The organism is Brucella sp. NBRC 12953, assembly GCF_040369775.1.
GTDB classification, from domain to species: Bacteria; Pseudomonadota; Alphaproteobacteria; order Rhizobiales; family Rhizobiaceae; genus Brucella; species Brucella pseudogrignonensis.
In genome coordinates, this window is record NZ_BAABSV010000007.1 from 36,142 (window position 1) to 52,048 (window position 15,907).

Sequence of the window (15,907 nt, forward strand, 5' to 3'; positions counted from 1 at the left end):
ACCATCCCGATGAGAGTGGAAACCATGGCAATCGCCCAACACGCATGCCAAGACGAATCTTTAGAGATTGAAATCCTGCCGCCGGAACCGCGCACGGAGGCAACCGCCATTCTATGCGATTGTTGCCGGCAGAAAAGGCCGCCCCATTGCTTTGAGGAGGATAGTTGCGGTCTTTGTAATGACTGCCTCGACTGCGATAGTTTGCCGGCAGACGGCCTGTAGTCCGGACGCCGCATTGCGAGAATATCCCTCCCATGCGCCAGAATTTCGCTGCAAGCGATATGGCGAGGCCATGGCTTGCTCGTGTGCCGACAGTCTGACCTTGCCACGAAGACCGACTTCTTTGCGATGCTGGTCCTGCCCCGCCAATCAAGGGCCATTCTGACGCCCACCCAACCAATCAATTTTTCCTGCAAGATATTGGGCTAACCCGGGCCGTCAACGCGATGATAGTCTTTGGGATATTTTGCGTTCTGCAGGGAAGACATCGATGATGGTCCCCAAATATCTCCGACCGGTGTTTGATCGCGCCGCCTATGGGCCTTTGTCCAGGATGGAAAAGGCCATTCGCTTTGTCGTATTTGTGCCGATCATCTTTGTCCTGCAGCTACCAGCCATTTTATTGCTTCTCGCGTTTGGAGTTTCTTGTGGTATCGGCCCGTTAGAAATCCTTCTAGGTGAAACCAGAACACTAACTTGGCTCAAATTTGGGATGTTTGTGATTACACCCTCTATGTTTCTACTCGGAATATGGGTTAGGAAGTACTTCTTGCCGTTTAGATAGTGGGGAGAAAGAGTAACCGTATTACATTAATCTCTACGCCCGTTGTTAGGTTGGCCGAAAAGGCGTTGATTGGCACCGATAGCCCCCATTCCAGTATTTGATAGCGTCAAATGAGAGGTGCTTAACTGAGCTGCCGCGCCCAAACCGGTTCTCAGCGACGACTGGCTGTCCAGCTGATCGCCGATTTCTTCAAACCAGCGAAACACCCGCCCGGGAAAGCCGGCAATCAGCGAGAATGACAGTTCAATGATCGCAATATAGACAAAGACCATAAAAATTCCGACCACAAGAATGCCGGCATACCAGGCAAAGCCCACCCAGCTGTCAGCGACCAGGGATTGCGAGGAGGTCAGCGCGTAATACATGCCGGCATTCAGCAGATTTCCGGCAATCCGGAAGAGGATCATTCCCGCAACCAGCCCAAATACCATCAGCACCGGTGTCAGCAGCAGCGACAACAACAAGACATAGCCACGACGCGCATGCGCGCTGATAAAGCCCTGTCCCCCCATCGATAGATGCGCAATGGCCCATAAGGGCGCGGCAAAAATCGCCTCTATGATCACAATGATGAACGACAGGATTGCCAGGACCCAGATAATGGAGGGCATCAGCGGCAACACAAAGGACATGGTGCTGCCCAGTGCCATCAGCGCCAACAGTGCGGGACCGATAATCGTCCCCAGCGTGGTGGCGGCACCGCCAATGAATGGCGTTGCGCCAAAGCCGACGATCGCCACTGTCGTCACGGTTGCAAGCGTTGTTAGTTGAATTCCAAACAAAACAACCGCATTCATCGGGTCAATGATGGAAGAACTGGGCGCAAAAAAAGCAACGCTTTCCAGCAGTCCGCCGGCCGGCGGCAAGATATTGGCGAGATCGCCACCATTATCGGCAAAGGCCAGACGCTCGTTGGTAAAAGCCCGGATCCCGCTGCGGGACACCGATTCATTCCACCAGTCCACAGTTCCATTATAGGTCGCAGCAACCTGATTGAGGAATTTGCTCGCGTCGCCCTCCGGGGTTCCAAACCAGTAGGCATAATTGGCCGCATATTGCGATGCGATCGCCGCCATCACCGGTCCACGCGGATTTGACGCAGCGCCAATCGCTCCACCCGGCGTCGTCGTCGGCATCATCGCACCAACCGAATTGGCATCCGACGACAGCCGGGAAACCAGCTGATAATAAAATCCCGCTTGCGACCAGCCCCCATTTTTTACATTGATCGAGAGTTTCTGATCCGAACTGCTCATCGGCGTCAAGATCCTGATATCCTCTGTCTGTGCAAACGCGCCTTCCGCAAGCCGATCAAGCTGCCCCGGACCGATCAATTGGCGCAGCAACTGGCTCTGCGCATCGCGCCAGCGCTTCATATCCCATGCAAGATTGCGATAAGGGGGCAGTGGCTTGCGCGATGAAACCGCTTGCGCCAACTCGACAGCAACCGGTGCGAACTGGTCCGCCATCATCTCCACATTGCTTTGCATGCCGCTCAAAAATGTCGCGAACGACGCGCTGGTCTGCCTGTGCAGATTGTCCTTGTCAGCACTACCGGCTGCGGCCATCCGGCGAAACCCCATCGTTTCGGTGGGCAGGCTTATTTTTCCGCAGGCCCCCGATCGCGATAGCAGCCCGTAATCGAGGACCCGAACACCCGATTGCAGGCTCCATTGCCGCCCAACACCCTCCATTGCCACTCCGCCCTTTGTCACCTCCAGATTATAAACCGCCCGGCAGAGTTCCATGCGAAACAGCGCCTGGAGAAATTGTCCATCCGGGCCGTCAGTGTCTGCCGCCACCACAGGAATCTTCTGCTCGATGATCAGGTCAGCGGTCTGGTTCCAAAAATAGCTCGCCGCAGCCGTACCGACCTTGACACTATAGGCAGCAACATATTGCGCGCCATTGTAGCCACCCGGCATCACCGGTGCGAGGGCCGCTGCCGCAAGCAGAATGCGAATGGGAACCCAGGCGGTCGAATGACGGCTGCCAAGCACTTCACCCTCATTGGCCGTATCAACCGTGGCGGTCACGACATTATAAAGAAAAATCGCCAGACCGATGGTGAAAAACAACACATTGAAGTCGAGAATGAGCCTCGAAATCAACGTCTCCTGATTGGGTCCATCAAACAAGGGGCCAAAGATCATGTTCAGATAGGAATTGGTGCGCGCATCCCCCTGACCGCTCAGAATATCGGCGACATCGAGTTCGCCAGCAGCACAAGCGGTTGCAAAAGCCACGCCAGACGTCGATGCGATCACTTTCAATATCAGCACCTGCATCACTGGAGCTTCGCTTTCCCTCGGTGCCTGCGCGCATGGTCGAGAAAATCCCACAGTGAGCCGATCCGCCGCGCGCGAAGCTGCCATCGACGATAGCCGGCCCGAACGGCCAGAATCCCAAAACAACCCGCGAGAAACAAAAGACTGAACACGCCGCTCAGACTGCAGGAACCACCGACTGAGAACAGCACAAGCACGATCAGACACAGCGTGGCGCCGATCGAAAAAATCAGTTGTTCGCGCCGCCATTTGCAAACTGCCCGGTTCCATTCAGCCGCTCCCAGTTCACCCAGCAGCCGTCCGAACCGTTGTCGCCCGCCATCAGGGTCCTGCGCCCACAACCAGCCTTTTTGTGGCGGCTTCAACAGCATGAACGCACTGAGCCCATACCAGGCAGTCCGCAGCCCCGGATGGCTGCTACCAACCGCATCCGCGTAAAAGCGACTGCGCCAATGCAGATAGCGCCGCAACAGTGCCAATCTGGGTGCCTTTCTATTCTCCCGCATCATCATCCTCCCGATCAAGAAATGACGGAAATCTCTCAGCGACCACTGGCAGGCGCAAGGGGAATGCTTGTCGTCCCCATGTCGCGTGTATCGAGCAAGGTTGAAAGGATCGCAGCGATAGCAGCCGCGTTGCGCCGTTCAAGATCAAATCGCATCCACTCAATCTGCTGGGTGAGCACGGTTGCGAGCAACTGTTCACGTTGCACCGCATTCGGTGACATCTGCGCCATTTGCTGATGCCATTTTGCATTTGCAAAGCGGGAACGGACAAAAATATCGATCGCCTGGAGTTGCGATATCTGTTCACCGATCGCGTAAGGGTAACCCTGCGGCGTGGCCTTCCTCGCCCAGCGGACCAGCGCGTCGCTGCCGGTTGGCGTCACCAGATCGCCGAGATAGCTGATAATTGCATGGGCAGTCGAGCGACGGCTTGCATCGACCTGGCGTGCAGCAACTTGCGCGCGTCCAGCCGGCGTCCGTGCTTCCAGCAAGGTGATCGGCTTGGCTGGTATCGGATCGACGATATTGTTCACCAGCCGAATATGGGCTCCAGCTATGTCCTTTTTCGAGGTATCAAGCGTCATCGCATCCGTGAGCAACCGCACATCAGAGGTGGGATCGGCAAATCCGCCCGCCCCTTTGAACCGGTCGCGATCGGTGATAATCGCGTTCGCCACCGCCAAGCCGCCTTGTACGACAGGCTTGCCGATATCCTCATTGCCATAGGACCAGTTGCGGGACGCATTGGTGACATCCTTGCCGCTCAGACCGGCGCCGCGACCGCTCTGACCAAGACTGAAGATGCCCGAAAGGTCCAGGCATGCAGAGACTGCTGGATCATAGCGCCCACTTTCTGCAAGCCCGCGCGCGATCTGCTTCTCCCGGCTCACCGCATTGACTTGCGCGGCTTCCATGACGCGCTTTTGTGCTTCGGTGGCGCGCAATGAGTAACCACTCAACTGCGCTACCCCATCCAGGATCGTCTTCGCGATCGCCCCGCCGACCTCAGATGTGTGGCCGTTGACGGTCTCGACGCCCTGCTGGACGATGTTGCGAACCCGGCTGCAGTCGCATGCGGCCCTGGCAGGAGACGCCGCAAGCGCGACCACGACGACAAGAATTGCCAAACGACGGAGCAGCCCTGTCATTTTCCACCCCCATAAAGCTTGCGGTAAAGTTCATCGAGAATGCTCTGAGCGTCCTCGCGCGGTCCGGTGTCAGGATCATCCCGACCATAATGACTGATCCCGCCTGCAGGCGTGCTGTAATCAATGTCAGGGCCACCATCTGTCCCGCGACTGTCAAGTTTGAGGGCGTTGAGGCGCGGTGTGGGAAAAATATTCTTCAGTGGCTCGGTCAGCTTGCCGATCTCATTTTCCGCCATCCGGCACAGCTGGTTCTGCGCATCCGAAACAGCACTATTGAACAAACCACGCAAACTCGGCAGGCGAATAGCCGTGTCGAGATTGATATCCATCAAACGGTCAAGACAGCTCAGACCGGCAAGCGGCACCGGCATTTTCAGCGCCTGCTCGCGCCGCTTGACTTCGCCCTCAATACCATTGCGGATCGCCTGCATCAGTTCGTTTCTGGCAACCGGCAGACAGCCGTCCCCCGAATTTGCAAACAGGTCATCATAAGCATGCAGTTTGACCGGCATCAAATTGGCAGCAAGCAGCAGACAGACGAGCAGGCGACGCATCACAACGTTCCTTTCTCTCCCTGAAATGGCGGACGTTCTTCAATCAGCACCCGCCGTAGATTCCCGATGCCTGGAAAGCTGCTGGTTTGGGTGTAGGGGCTCGCCCCGCGCGCCTCAGCCAAGGCGCTATTGCCCGCGCCAACCGACATCCGCTTCATCAGATAGGCCTGCAATTGCGCGCTGGAATGAAACCCGTTGGCTGCCAGATATTCGCGTGGCAAGGAACCAGCGTCAAAGCCACTTGCAACCCAGGTGTTGAAACCCTCCACGCCCAGGAAATGCGCGGCCTGTAACATCCCGTCCTCTGTGATCACGAGACCATCCACCCGCTGTCCAACCAGGCTGCGCGCCCTATCACTCATCGCGGACCAGTTGCGGGTAGCCAGCTCGCCATTGGCGCGATCCTGCAGAGCGGCACCAGCCGGAGAATAGCGCAGGTCGCTCACCGAGCCAACACCGGCAGCCCTTGCCTTGTCGGTAAAAGAATAGTTCGCATAATCCGATTGGCTACCACGTCCTTGATAGCTGAGATAGCCAAGCCCTTCCCAGGTTCCAGCCGTGATCTGATACTTGCCCAGAGCCGAGGAGCCGTTTTGATTCATGACCGAATAGGAGTCTCCGCCCTCAAAGCGTGCCACCGCATCATTGTAGCTCGATCGTCCGAGCCTTGCACTGATGACGAGACAGAGCATGACAAGTGCCAATTTGCCTGGAAGCGCGCGCTTCATTGCCGTTCCCTCCCGGCAATAATTGGCCTTTGCGCGCTGATCGTGAAAACCGGCATTGTGTCGCCGATCCGGTATACAACAAGGCCGTTGACAGCGAGTGTTTCAATCATCGGATTGCCGCTTGCATCGCGTTCGAGCGCCGCACCGCTCTGACCTTCGATCGACTGAAATCGCCCGACGATTTGCGCAGTCTTATCAAGCACGAACACCGGACAAACCAGTTGACCGCAATAAGTCAGACTGGTGACGGATACGATTGCCCCGACGCCGTCATTGACCGGAAAATCGAGGACCGCATATCTGGTCTCCGCGTCACCGGCAGCAGACATTTCTGCCAAGGCCGTCTCGATGCTGGTTCTTTCCTGCGGCTTCATTGCTCGGTAATCAAAGCGATATTCGCGCAGCCCCGGCCTGTAGGCTCCGCCCACCCAGCTCCAAAGCCGCACACCATCATGAATGCCACGCAGCCCCTCCGGGCCGATCGGTCCCAAATGCAAAGCGCTTGCGCGACCACGCCACAATTCAAGCCAGTTTCGGTCGTCATGAAACAATACGGCATAAAGGCAATTCTGATCGCAGTTGCGGTCTTTTGACAGCTGAACTGCCATTTGCTCGAAACCGTCATCCGGCGCTTTAAGCCAAATCCTGCTGGCCTCGACCCAGCGAAACATGCCGCCATACATTTGACGCGCCACCGCTGTTGCCTGGGGATCACTTCCGTCAAACGGCACAGCTCCCTCAAGTTCAAGCCGCAACGGATGCCGCACCTCGCCGACAATCCTGTCGTCGCCGATCCGATCATCGCCGGGCCTTGCGGTTGTCGTCACTTCCATCGCGCACAACAATGCAGCGCAAAGCATCACCGATCTAGACATCGCGAAAACCCCTGATGATTTCGTCGGCAACGCTCCTGATGATGTTGTCACAGACCCGATGATCAATCGCCATGCCGCAGGCCTCCATCTCGGCTTTGCGCGCTTCGAAAAGCGGCGTTGCAGTGCCGTCAGGGAAACGTCTGGCCAGGATTTGCCGGGCTATTTTGGGTCCAAGGGCCGCATAGAGAAGCGCACGCAGCGCACTGTCATCCTGGGTGGTGGAAAGTGCCCAGGTTTCGATCGGGCCGATATCGTTGATCAGCGACTGGATATAGCGCCCGGATTTCAGTTTCATCACCGCCACAAAGGGCGCACCCTGACCGGGCACAGGACCATGCAACAGGCGGAGCGCATCGGTGACGGCATCTGTCAGATGATAGGTCTCAGCCAGCGCCCGCATGGCGTTCTCGGTGGGGACATTGCAGAAGAAGAAATTATTCGCCAGAGCCTGGATTTGCGGATCGAAATCCTCGATCAATTGCGAAGCGTAAACCTGCTGCACGCCGGTCTTTCGACCAATGCGGGCATCATTTTCGTTCTGCTTGCGAAAATGCTGCAAGCCACCTGTGCGATGATATTCATCGTAAGCCAGGCGCTTGTGCATCTGCGCATTGTCACTGACGCGGCCCAGATGATAGGCCCGCACTGCTTGCGGTATCCGCTCATCTTTCAAATCATCCGCATGAAGCCAAAAATCGGTCGTCAATGTATGGCGCGCCAGCATGTACATGACCGCCGATTGGCGCTGCGCATGCGCGCCCGACTGCACCGTCACCGCCTCAAGATCAAAGGCTGCAATCCGCGCATCCGCAACACTAAATCGCGTTGTGCCGGCAAGAAGTGGAAAATCACGACAGGCAGCCGTCACCATTCGCTGAAAGGCCACAACCACCGTCTCGCCGGTCGACTCCACATGCATGTCGCGAAAGGGTTCCTTGACCGTTTCGCGATTGGACATATTAATCAGATCCGCCAATACCGGCACAGCAAAGCGTTGCGCCAGGGTTGCTTCATGGTATTTTCCGTTCTCGAATAAATAATCGACAACCTCATACCAGCTCGTCGCCCTATCGGTGGTAAAGCCCAGATCCTTTAGCGTTCTGTCGACAACCTGACTGTCGCTGCGCGTATAGCGCTTCGGGTTCATCGCGTCGGAAAAATAATCATAGGCCTCCAGAATGGTGGCGCGCGCCAGCGTGGAAATTCCGTCATAAGGCGCGCTCCGGTCATCGCCCGTGCAACATAGACAAATCAGATTGGTGAGATATTCAAGTTCATAGGGAAATGGCCAGCGCATGCCCAGTTGCAGATCGAACGGATTGACGGCATGGCTTTGCTGGTTCTGCAGGCGCAGATGCATCACCTCATGGCGGCGTTTGGGTGGCAATGCCTCCTTGAGCAGACTGATAAATCCCTCGCTGGAAGGACCGATATCGATGATGGAAATGCGGGGAAGCAATCCGGCATGGCTGTCCGAGCGGCCCATCTGCGGTGAAAGCGCAATTGCGAGATTCATGACATTCGACAATGTGGACTTGCCGCTGCCTGGCTGACCGACAATGATATCGACCCACCCCAATTGCAGCGAGGATCCCGGCTGATAGGCCCATGCCTTGCCGTCATGGGTGCGAAAGCGGATGGCGCCGCGGCGCCAGGGGCTCGAGGGCCGGGCAAATGGTGCCAAGGCGAAGGCTTCGGTCAGATAGGCCGAGGCCGCTGGTGCCGTGGAACTGGGGGACAATGCCAAGGCCGAGGCGAGAACACATTCGACCGGATCTCCGACCTGCATGTCAGTCTGACAATTGCCCCAGCCATGAACGGTCTGACGCAGGTTCGCCACATCACAAAGTAACTGCCGTTCATCGCCAGGATCACTCCAGACAGCAAAACACGCCCGCCAGCGTATGACCGTTTCACCGTCGCCATGTCTTTGGCGTGCAGCCTCAAAGGCTCGCCGGATCCGGCCATTGGTAATCCGACTGGTGAAACTGAGAAGGTTGACGTAGTGCTCCTTGAACATCTGACCCTGGAAGCCACCACTGTCCAGCAGCATGGAAACCCGCCAGGACATCCGGCGATGCTGATCGCGCACCCGCGCGATGAGGTCATTGAAAGCGACAATCTGTTCTGGGCCAAGAACAATATCAAAGCCACAAAAGATCTTACTGCCGAATTCAAACACCCGATCGCTTCTGAGGCTTCCAGCTTCGGACATCAGTTGCGCCGAAAGCGGGGGCCACAACAGATGGCTGACGTCATTGCCCAGACACTGTTGGGCGGTACGCGGCATCCTGGCCCGCAAATGATCACCGGGCAGCACAGCCTGCCAATTGTTGGCAGCCGATAAGAACTCTGGATTCAAGATGCCCTTGATCTCGGCAAGCGCTGTGCGGACGCCGAGCAGTTCCAGGTCGAAATCGCAACGCCCGGTCTCCACCAGCAGAGACTGGACCAGCGCCTTGTGACGGGTCAGCAGCGCCTGCAAAGCCCGCACCGGAAATTGGGACTTAAGGGAAGACGGCAATGTCATATCCTCATTGCGCCTGATTTTTGCAGATAGGCTCGCTTCCTCGCGCGTTAACATGGTTGGCCGCGACCAAAGTGCAATATAGGCCCGCTCGCCGCTGAGCTTTGCGGGCAGCCGGGCCAGACGCTCGTCAAGCAGATCAGCAACATCGAGTTCAGCATCGCGCGCCAGCGCAGCGATCCCGCTCAACGTCGCCTGCAATTCATCGCGGGCCACTTCCGGCAGGTGGCCAAACCAGAATTGCAGCGTAAATCCACCCTGGGAGAATTGCGAAGCCAGCGCCAGACGCAACCGCATCATGGCGTCGGACAGCTCGCCGGTTCCTTTGATCGCCCGGCAGCCATCAAGACGGAACAGGCTGAGCAGCGAACCATCATCGCCAATCAGCACAGCATCGTCCTGTGCCGTCACAATACGACAATAATGGACAAGATTTTTGCGCAACAGGGATCCGCCGAGAAAACTCGCCAGACTATCGAGAATGCTGCGGAGGAGAGCGCTCATTTGATCGATCGTAACGTGCCGTCGACGGAGGCCGTTTCCGCTCCCGAACCAAAAAAGGTCGCTACCCCTACCCCGAGATAACTGGGAATGCCGATCAAGCCGGCGGCCACCACAAACGACATGATGGCTCTGCCGACACTGTTATGGGGATCATGCGGATTGCGCCGGTTTTGAAACAGCGTCCACAGACCGAAAATAGCCGCCAGGACACCGCAGAGGAAAGCGAGCGCGCCAATCAGATCCGCAATCGGGCCGATCGAATCCCGCCGCAGATTGGTGGCAATTTCACCAATGCCGCCCTGGCTCTGCTGCGCAAAAGCGGATACCGGCCAGATCAGCGCAAAGACAACAAATGAGAGCTTTGCGCTTTGTGCATTCTTGTTCATCGCCCTGTCCTATTCTCCGAGAAGTACGGTTTGAATGAGTTGAAGAAACGCCGGCATATTCATGGCGCAAATGCCTCCGAACAGATGCGTCAGACCTTTCGACAGCAGCCGTCGATAGGGAAAGAGAGCCGACAGGTTTGCGACGTAAAGGCCGCGGATGAAGGCGAGGAGTCCGATAAACTGGATAATCCTGACGATCGAAACCACGACACGGCGCCCCATTTCGCTTTGTGCAGGCTTGAGCAGCTGCGGCGCATAGGCAAAAACTTCGCTGGCTGCATAGGTCTGCCCCATGCCGAACAGCGTCAACAGGCCGGCAGAAATCACGCTTGAAAGCGAAGCGAATGCGATGGCGAGGATGAGGAGAAATATCGGCCCCTGCCATCCCGCTTGCGACCACCCATGCGGTGCCAGGCGCGGATCATTGACCGCTGCAAAACCGCGCAGCGCGCTGATCGCACAAACAAGACCGACACAATAGACGATCGCGACCACGAGCGACTGCAAAGGCGGCATCAGCGCGGCCAGTCGATCCATGAGTGAAACCAGTCCCTGCATCGATCATCCTCCCTGCACAGCCGGCTTGATCGCGGCTTTGGCGCCACCATCGGCGCTCGAGCGGATATTCTGGCTCTCACTCTGATCGGGCTCGGACGGCTTTGCCGCCGTCACAATCGTCAATTCCGCAGCGCTCCCATGTCGCGGGCGGGTGCGCGTCTGAGCCGCTTGATGCTCCGGTGCTGACGTGGCTCCTGCGCCGGGAGCAAAGGCCCGCGGGGTTGCTTGCAGGGCGAGCAAGGACTGCGACAAGAGCGCATTTTCTTCGCGGATCGCCTGCATATGCGCAATCACCCGGTTGAGAATCCCGTTCTCTGCCGTCAGCACCGCAAAGTCCCGGTGAAGTGCTGCGGTCGCAAGCGTGGTCTTGCGCAGCCGAACTTCAAGGCTGTCCAGCACGCCTTTTGGGACACCCAGTTCACGCGGATTCGCGGGGCGTTGCGCAACAATGTGCGGACGCGGCACAAAGACATTGCAGGCCACCGAGACAATCCCCGAGACCAGTATCGACATAAGCATCTGCCTTACAAAGCCAGCTTCCCTATCCCGTTGCTCCCAAACTATTGCCATTTTCGCCTCACCACCTATAAAAAATTGCCAGAATATATTTGAATAGTGCCGTTTGTTATTTGCTGTGTACTATATCTCACCATCGCTACATTCTAAACCTGTTTGCTATTTACTTATAGCTGTAGAATAAAATGAACAATAAATTGGTATTTGCTAATTACTTGCTATTTTCTATTTTTGGCGCCAGCGCTTGCTTGGCCCAGCAGGCCGGCTGCCGCAGCGCGGGCAATCCATTGTCGCCCTATGCACAAAAGCTGTTGCACGCCGATGGTAGGTGGTCAAAACGCCTGTTCACCTTGGAGGGCATCGACGTCTGGGTGACAATAGCTGACGATGAGAAAGCCATGATTGTGTTCACCACGCCGAACGGCCTGCTGATCCGCGGGAGTATTTTCGGCCCCGACGGGCAGGACATCGTGGCGGCTGTGGTGAGCCCGCAACAGCTCCAGCAATACCGCTCTGAAGCCGGTCTCAAAGACGTCCAAGCGCTGGATGCGGGACGCGGAAGCGATCCTCCTGCGCGAAACGACGGCCCGCCCCCTATGGCTCAAACCACCACAGCGCAAGCGGTGGTCCGCGCTGATGCGGATGATGCAGCCGTTCCGGTTTTCAAAACGCTCGCCCAATTGCGCAGCCAGGCTGATCACTACCTGATGTGGATCGAAGCCAACCGCTTTCGACCCAACGCGCCAGTGCTCTACATGTTTGCCGATCCGCTGTGTTCATACTGTTCCAGATCGCTGCTTATTCTCAAACCCTATCTTGAGCGCGGCGATATCGAATTGCGGCTGGTCCCGACCCCGATTCTCTCGCGGCTTTCCTTCGAGCTTACGGCCAGTTTCGTGCAGGAGCAAAATCCGGGCGACGCCTTCATCCGGCACGCAGCCGGGCCACCTGATCGTTTCAGACAAACCGTCATCCTGCCGCATGATCAAATGGAGAAGACAGTGATCAATGCTTTGGCACGCAACCTTCAATGGTTCCGCAGCAACGGACTGAAGGGGGTGCCCTTCTATCTATACAGATCCGATGCGGGTGATCAGGTCTTTTATGGCCAGATCGATGACAGTCAGATCCAAGCCATTCTGCGCGGCGATAAAGATCGTGAAGGGGGATCGGATTGAACAGTGATTACGGCAGAATTGAATCGGTGCTGCTGCGCGCGGAGGCCTATCGGTTCGCCTATTACCGGATGAGCATGATTGCCCTGGCTGTGACCGCGATCGCCGTCGTCAGCGTTGCAGCCACCGTGGTGCTGGCCGTAAGCCGTCCTTCCCCAGTCTATTTCGCCACCAATAGTGACGGCAGCCTTACCCGCCTCGTGCCGCTCGAACAGCCTGCACTGAGTCCTGCTGCGGTGGCGAATTTTGCCACTGAGGCCGCAACCCGGGCCCTGACCTATTCCTTCTCCAATTATCGTGCGGAATTTGAGGATATGAAACCCTATTTTGCGATCCCCGAAGGCTGGAATTCTTTTGTCGACGCCTTGAACCGCAGCGGGCAGATCGATCTGGTCAAAAAGCAGCGGCTCAACACCACCGCTATCGCCCAGCGCGCTGTGATCCTGCGCGAGGGGCTCGATCGCGCCGGATCCTATCAATGGATCGTGCAATTGCCGTTGCGTGTCACCTATCAGTCGGCAAGCCAGATTGCCGGACAGAACTTCATGGTCACACTGACCCTTCAACGCATGCCCACCCATCAATATCCAAGGGGCATCGCCGTCTTCAACTTCAATGCAGCCCCCGGAGCATGATCATGAGAGTGCTTTTCCTGCCCACATTTTTGCTCTCAGCAAGCATGCTGATACCCGCATTCTCACAGACAGACAGAGCCGTCCCCTTGGCGACTTTGCCACCGCAAGAGCCGCCTGAGGCTGCCGACACGCCACCGCAACGTGAGAGAAAACCAGATGCGGCCCGCTTCGGGCAGATCAGCGCAGATGACGCGCGCAGCCCGACATCCGCGCAGGAACCCCCGCCACCCATTGGCGGCACAAACCGGTTGCTGCATTCACTCGAAGAACTGGACCGCCCGCTGTCGCCGGAAGAAATCACCGCCTATGGCGCCGCACTGCAATCGCTGATGCCCATGCCACCCCAGATGATCCGTGATTTCCGCAAGCGCCTTGATGAAAGCCAGAAGGCCGCTTCCGAACCACCCTCAGGCAAACAACCACAGTTGATCAGCGACGCGATCCGCCTGTCATTAAGCCCAGAAAAGGCGGTTTCACGCATTGCCACCGCGCCTGACATGGCATCGGTCATCAGCTTCTATGATCGCACCGGGCAGGCGTGGCCGGTCGCCTCCTTTGTGGTCGGGCGCGCTGACATGTTTCAGGTCTATGCCTTGCAGGAAGGGTCAAACAAGCTGGCCATCAGTGCGCTGCAGGCACATGGCAGTTCAAATCTGATCGTTTCGCTGGTCGAGGAAAGTCGGCCAATCGTCTTTCATCTGCAGACATCGCAGGCAATCGTCTTGGAACGACGGGATATCACAATTGAAGCCTATGGACCCAACGCTATCCGCAACCCGACGACTGTCTCGGTGCAAGCGGCAGCCAGCAACGGCGTCATGATGGCCTTTGTTGAAGGTTCAGCCCTGCCAAAGGGTGCAGTCAAGCTGCGCAGCACCGATCCGGATATCGACATCTGGGACTATGGCGGCGACTACTATATTCGCACGCCGCATACCCTGATTTCGCCACCCTGGTTCGCGGTGCTCAGCGGTCCGGGCGACATCCATGCCTACCGCATCCACAAGACGCCTGTCGTGTTGATATCGCGCGGCGGTCAGATCACCAAAGTGAGGGTGGAAAATTGACCGAGCAGAATCCGGAGCCTGAAGAGGGTCACCAATCCGCGCAACCAGAGGGGCTCGGTCTTGAGGCGATGGTGATCAAGCGCCGACGACAAAGCCGGAATCGCTGGGTACTTTGTGTTGTCTGCAGCGTCGCAGTCATCGGCGCTATCAGCCTCACATTGTTCAAATCGTGGCACAACGCGCAACTTCAGACCTCGCATATCTCCCGCCCGCCCGGCCTGGATAGTACCCCGGCCGGACCCCAGCTGGTCGAAAGCCCGCGCTATAAGCACAGTCTCGATATCGTCAACCAGCGCGATGCAAAAGCAGCAGCCAGGCAAGGCGAGAGCTTCGTTGCCACGCCTGATGAAGCGCTGCGCGATGTTGATGAACAACCCGAACCGCAACCGGTTTTGCGCAAACCGGTCGCGCCCCCAAATGATCCCGCCCGGGACAAAGAACCACAAAATCAGTCTCAGACCGTCGCCGTCGCAAGACCAGCCCCCGCTGATTCTGCACGGATCCATCAACTGGCGAGCCTGATCGCGACAAAGGCCTCCCTCTATCAGAAAGGCTGGCAATCAAACGGATCCGCCAACATTATCATCCTCAATCAGGATCTGTATCAATCTCCTGCGCGCCGCCGACAACAGCGCAATAGTGATCAATCCGTCGGCGACGTCCAACACCCCTTCATGGCGGGGCAAACCTATATCAATGCCGGCCAGCTGAGTTTTGCGCGGGCCATCAACAGCACCGATTCCGATACCGCCGGCCCAGTGATTGCGGAGATTATCAAACAAGGTCCTTTATACAAGGCGCGACTGATCGGAGGTTTCAAAGAGAACGCGACAAACAACGCATTGGTGGTCGAATTTGAGCGCCTGGTCTTTGCAGATGGAACCCAAACACCCGTCTCCGCCTATGCCGTCGATGCATCAACAGCATCACTCGGCGTTAAGACGGATATCGAACACCGCTATTTCCTGCGTTATGCGCCGCTGATTGCGGCCTCCTTCATCGAGGGTCTGGGATCAACCCTTTCCAACAGCGGCAGTCGCGTGTTGTTCGGCCCGCGCTATGCCATCGAGACACAGGATCAACCACAGTTGCAACAGGGGCTTTATGCCGGTGCAGGCAAAGTGGGTCAGCGAATGGCACGGGATATCGAGGCGTTTGCGCCGAAGGGGCCGCTTGTCAAGCTTGAAGCCGGCAGCTTGATCGGTGTGCTGTTTCTTGAGACTGTGCCGCGATCTCAATCCGCACCCCGATCGCAAGCTGCGACTATGCCATGAACAGCAACGGCGATCTTTATGGCCAACCCATTGCGTGGCGCGAAACCATGCGCAATCCCTCTTTCTTCCTGCTCGACGCGCATTTTGTTTTCGTGCTGCCGTTGTTTCTGTTTCATATCCGGTGGTGGACATTGCTGGTGCTGCTTGTTGCCGTGCTGGCTTTCGTCGCCATGCGGGTCTTCCAATATCGCCCTTCAAGCGCAATGCGCGCGGCTCGCTCGGCTCTTGCCGGTCCTTTACGACCTGCGCAAAGCGGCTATCATGCCCGGATTGCGGTGGATTACGGCTTTGAGTATCGTTTCAAAACCAACAGCCGCCGTTCCAGACGCTAAGGCGGGCGCTTGGCGACCCTGCGCCTTTGGAAACCAGGATCAAAGGCACC

15 protein-coding genes are annotated in these 15,907 nt (G+C 57.1%); 5 read left to right on the forward strand and 10 right to left on the reverse strand.

The genetic code is table 11. The features are described 5' to 3' along the window. Positions 1 to 810: 810 nt before the first annotated feature. From ABWV94_RS17000 to ABWV94_RS17045, 10 genes are all read right to left on the reverse strand, one after another. Positions 811 to 3,051 carry a DotA/TraY family protein gene (locus ABWV94_RS17000; protein WP_353414843.1) on the reverse strand — a complete coding sequence of 747 codons (2,241 nt, stop codon included), beginning with the start codon at positions 3,049 to 3,051 and terminating at the stop codon, positions 811 to 813. A 20-nt stretch (positions 3,052 to 3,071) separates the two neighbouring features. Then, complete coding sequence (locus tag ABWV94_RS17005) at positions 3,072 to 3,551, reverse strand: hypothetical protein (RefSeq protein WP_353414585.1); 480 nt, start codon at positions 3,549 to 3,551, stop codon at positions 3,072 to 3,074. 62 nt (positions 3,552 to 3,613) lie between these two features. Then, positions 3,614 to 4,726, reverse strand: a complete 1,113-nt coding sequence (locus ABWV94_RS17010; protein ID WP_353414587.1) for a conjugal transfer protein TraW family protein — start codon at positions 4,724 to 4,726, stop codon at positions 3,614 to 3,616. Continuing rightward, entirely contained in the window at positions 4,723 to 5,280 is a 558-nt protein-coding gene (locus ABWV94_RS17015; RefSeq protein ID WP_113496644.1) for a hypothetical protein, read from the reverse strand. Before ABWV94_RS17015 ends, ABWV94_RS17010 begins: the two co-directional genes overlap by 4 nt. Further along, complete coding sequence (locus ABWV94_RS17020) at positions 5,280 to 6,008, reverse strand: hypothetical protein (RefSeq protein ID WP_353414592.1); 729 nt, start codon at positions 6,006 to 6,008, stop codon at positions 5,280 to 5,282. The genes ABWV94_RS17015 and ABWV94_RS17020 overlap by 1 nt, the downstream gene beginning before the upstream one ends. After that, positions 6,005 to 6,883, reverse strand: coding sequence for a hypothetical protein (locus ABWV94_RS17025; protein WP_353414594.1), 879 nt, complete (start codon positions 6,881 to 6,883; stop codon positions 6,005 to 6,007). Before ABWV94_RS17025 ends, ABWV94_RS17020 begins: the two co-directional genes overlap by 4 nt. Then, entirely contained in the window at positions 6,876 to 9,914 is a 3,039-nt protein-coding gene (locus ABWV94_RS17030; RefSeq protein ID WP_353414596.1) for a putative type IV secretion/conjugal transfer ATPase, read from the reverse strand. Before ABWV94_RS17030 ends, ABWV94_RS17025 begins: the two co-directional genes overlap by 8 nt. Beyond that, on the reverse strand, positions 9,911 to 10,300 hold the full coding sequence (locus ABWV94_RS17035) for a hypothetical protein (RefSeq protein ID WP_353414598.1): 390 nt from the start codon (positions 10,298 to 10,300) through the stop codon (positions 9,911 to 9,913). Before ABWV94_RS17035 ends, ABWV94_RS17030 begins: the two co-directional genes overlap by 4 nt. 9 nt (positions 10,301 to 10,309) lie before the next feature. Then, complete coding sequence (locus ABWV94_RS17040; RefSeq protein WP_353414600.1) at positions 10,310 to 10,858, reverse strand: hypothetical protein; 549 nt, start codon at positions 10,856 to 10,858, stop codon at positions 10,310 to 10,312. A gap of 3 nt (positions 10,859 to 10,861) precedes the next feature. Beyond that, on the reverse strand, positions 10,862 to 11,371 hold the full coding sequence (locus tag ABWV94_RS17045; protein ID WP_353414602.1) for a hypothetical protein: 510 nt from the start codon (positions 11,369 to 11,371) through the stop codon (positions 10,862 to 10,864). Positions 11,372 to 11,559: 188 nt separating this feature from the next. Between ABWV94_RS17045 and ABWV94_RS17050 the strand changes: the two genes are divergently transcribed. The 5 genes from ABWV94_RS17050 to icmT are packed head-to-tail and all read left to right on the forward strand — an operon-like array spanning position 11,560 to position 15,857. Continuing rightward, a complete protein-coding gene (locus ABWV94_RS17050; RefSeq protein WP_353414604.1) occupies positions 11,560 to 12,552 on the forward strand; it encodes a hypothetical protein in 993 nt (330 codons plus the stop codon). Then, positions 12,549 to 13,184 carry a type IVB secretion system apparatus protein IcmL/DotI gene (locus ABWV94_RS17055; protein WP_353414606.1) on the forward strand — a complete coding sequence of 212 codons (636 nt, stop codon included), beginning with the start codon at positions 12,549 to 12,551 and terminating at the stop codon, positions 13,182 to 13,184. The genes ABWV94_RS17050 and ABWV94_RS17055 overlap by 4 nt, the downstream gene beginning before the upstream one ends. 2 nt (positions 13,185 to 13,186) lie before the next feature. Beyond that, positions 13,187 to 14,251 carry a DotH/IcmK family type IV secretion protein gene (locus ABWV94_RS17060; RefSeq protein WP_353414608.1) on the forward strand — a complete coding sequence of 355 codons (1,065 nt, stop codon included), beginning with the start codon at positions 13,187 to 13,189 and terminating at the stop codon, positions 14,249 to 14,251. Continuing rightward, positions 14,248 to 15,525: a DotG/IcmE/VirB10 family type IV secretion system protein gene (locus tag ABWV94_RS17065; RefSeq protein ID WP_353414610.1), complete on the forward strand. Its 1,278-nt coding sequence runs from the start codon at positions 14,248 to 14,250 to the stop codon at positions 15,523 to 15,525. Before ABWV94_RS17060 ends, ABWV94_RS17065 begins: the two co-directional genes overlap by 4 nt. Next, positions 15,522 to 15,857, forward strand: a complete 336-nt coding sequence (gene icmT / locus ABWV94_RS17070) for an IcmT/TraK family protein (protein ID WP_353414612.1) — start codon at positions 15,522 to 15,524, stop codon at positions 15,855 to 15,857. The genes ABWV94_RS17065 and icmT overlap by 4 nt, the downstream gene beginning before the upstream one ends. The last annotated feature ends 50 nt before the right edge of the window (positions 15,858 to 15,907 follow it).

What these genes read in the sequence shown, in the direction of transcription:
- ABWV94_RS17045 (WP_353414602.1), bottom strand. Translation starts at nt 11,371, where the DNA reads ATGTCGATACTGGTCTCGGGGATTGTCTCGGTGGCCTGCAATGTCTTT.
- ABWV94_RS17035 (WP_353414598.1), bottom strand. Translation starts at nt 10,300, where the DNA reads ATGAACAAGAATGCACAAAGCGCAAAGCTCTCATTTGTTGTCTTTGCG.
- ABWV94_RS17010 (WP_353414587.1), bottom strand. Translation starts at nt 4,726, where the DNA reads ATGACAGGGCTGCTCCGTCGTTTGGCAATTCTTGTCGTCGTGGTCGCG.
- icmT (WP_353414612.1), top strand. Translation starts at nt 15,522, where the DNA reads ATGAACAGCAACGGCGATCTTTATGGCCAACCCATTGCGTGGCGCGAA.
- ABWV94_RS17040 (WP_353414600.1), bottom strand. Translation starts at nt 10,858, where the DNA reads ATGCAGGGACTGGTTTCACTCATGGATCGACTGGCCGCGCTGATGCCG.
- ABWV94_RS17020 (WP_353414592.1), bottom strand. Translation starts at nt 6,008, where the DNA reads ATGAAGCGCGCGCTTCCAGGCAAATTGGCACTTGTCATGCTCTGTCTC.
- ABWV94_RS17025 (WP_353414594.1), bottom strand. Translation starts at nt 6,883, where the DNA reads ATGTCTAGATCGGTGATGCTTTGCGCTGCATTGTTGTGCGCGATGGAA.
- ABWV94_RS17015 (WP_113496644.1), bottom strand. Translation starts at nt 5,280, where the DNA reads ATGCGTCGCCTGCTCGTCTGTCTGCTGCTTGCTGCCAATTTGATGCCG.
- ABWV94_RS17030 (WP_353414596.1), bottom strand. Translation starts at nt 9,914, where the DNA reads ATGAGCGCTCTCCTCCGCAGCATTCTCGATAGTCTGGCGAGTTTTCTC.
- ABWV94_RS17050 (WP_353414604.1), top strand. Translation starts at nt 11,560, where the DNA reads ATGAACAATAAATTGGTATTTGCTAATTACTTGCTATTTTCTATTTTT.
- ABWV94_RS17060 (WP_353414608.1), top strand. Translation starts at nt 13,187, where the DNA reads ATGAGAGTGCTTTTCCTGCCCACATTTTTGCTCTCAGCAAGCATGCTG.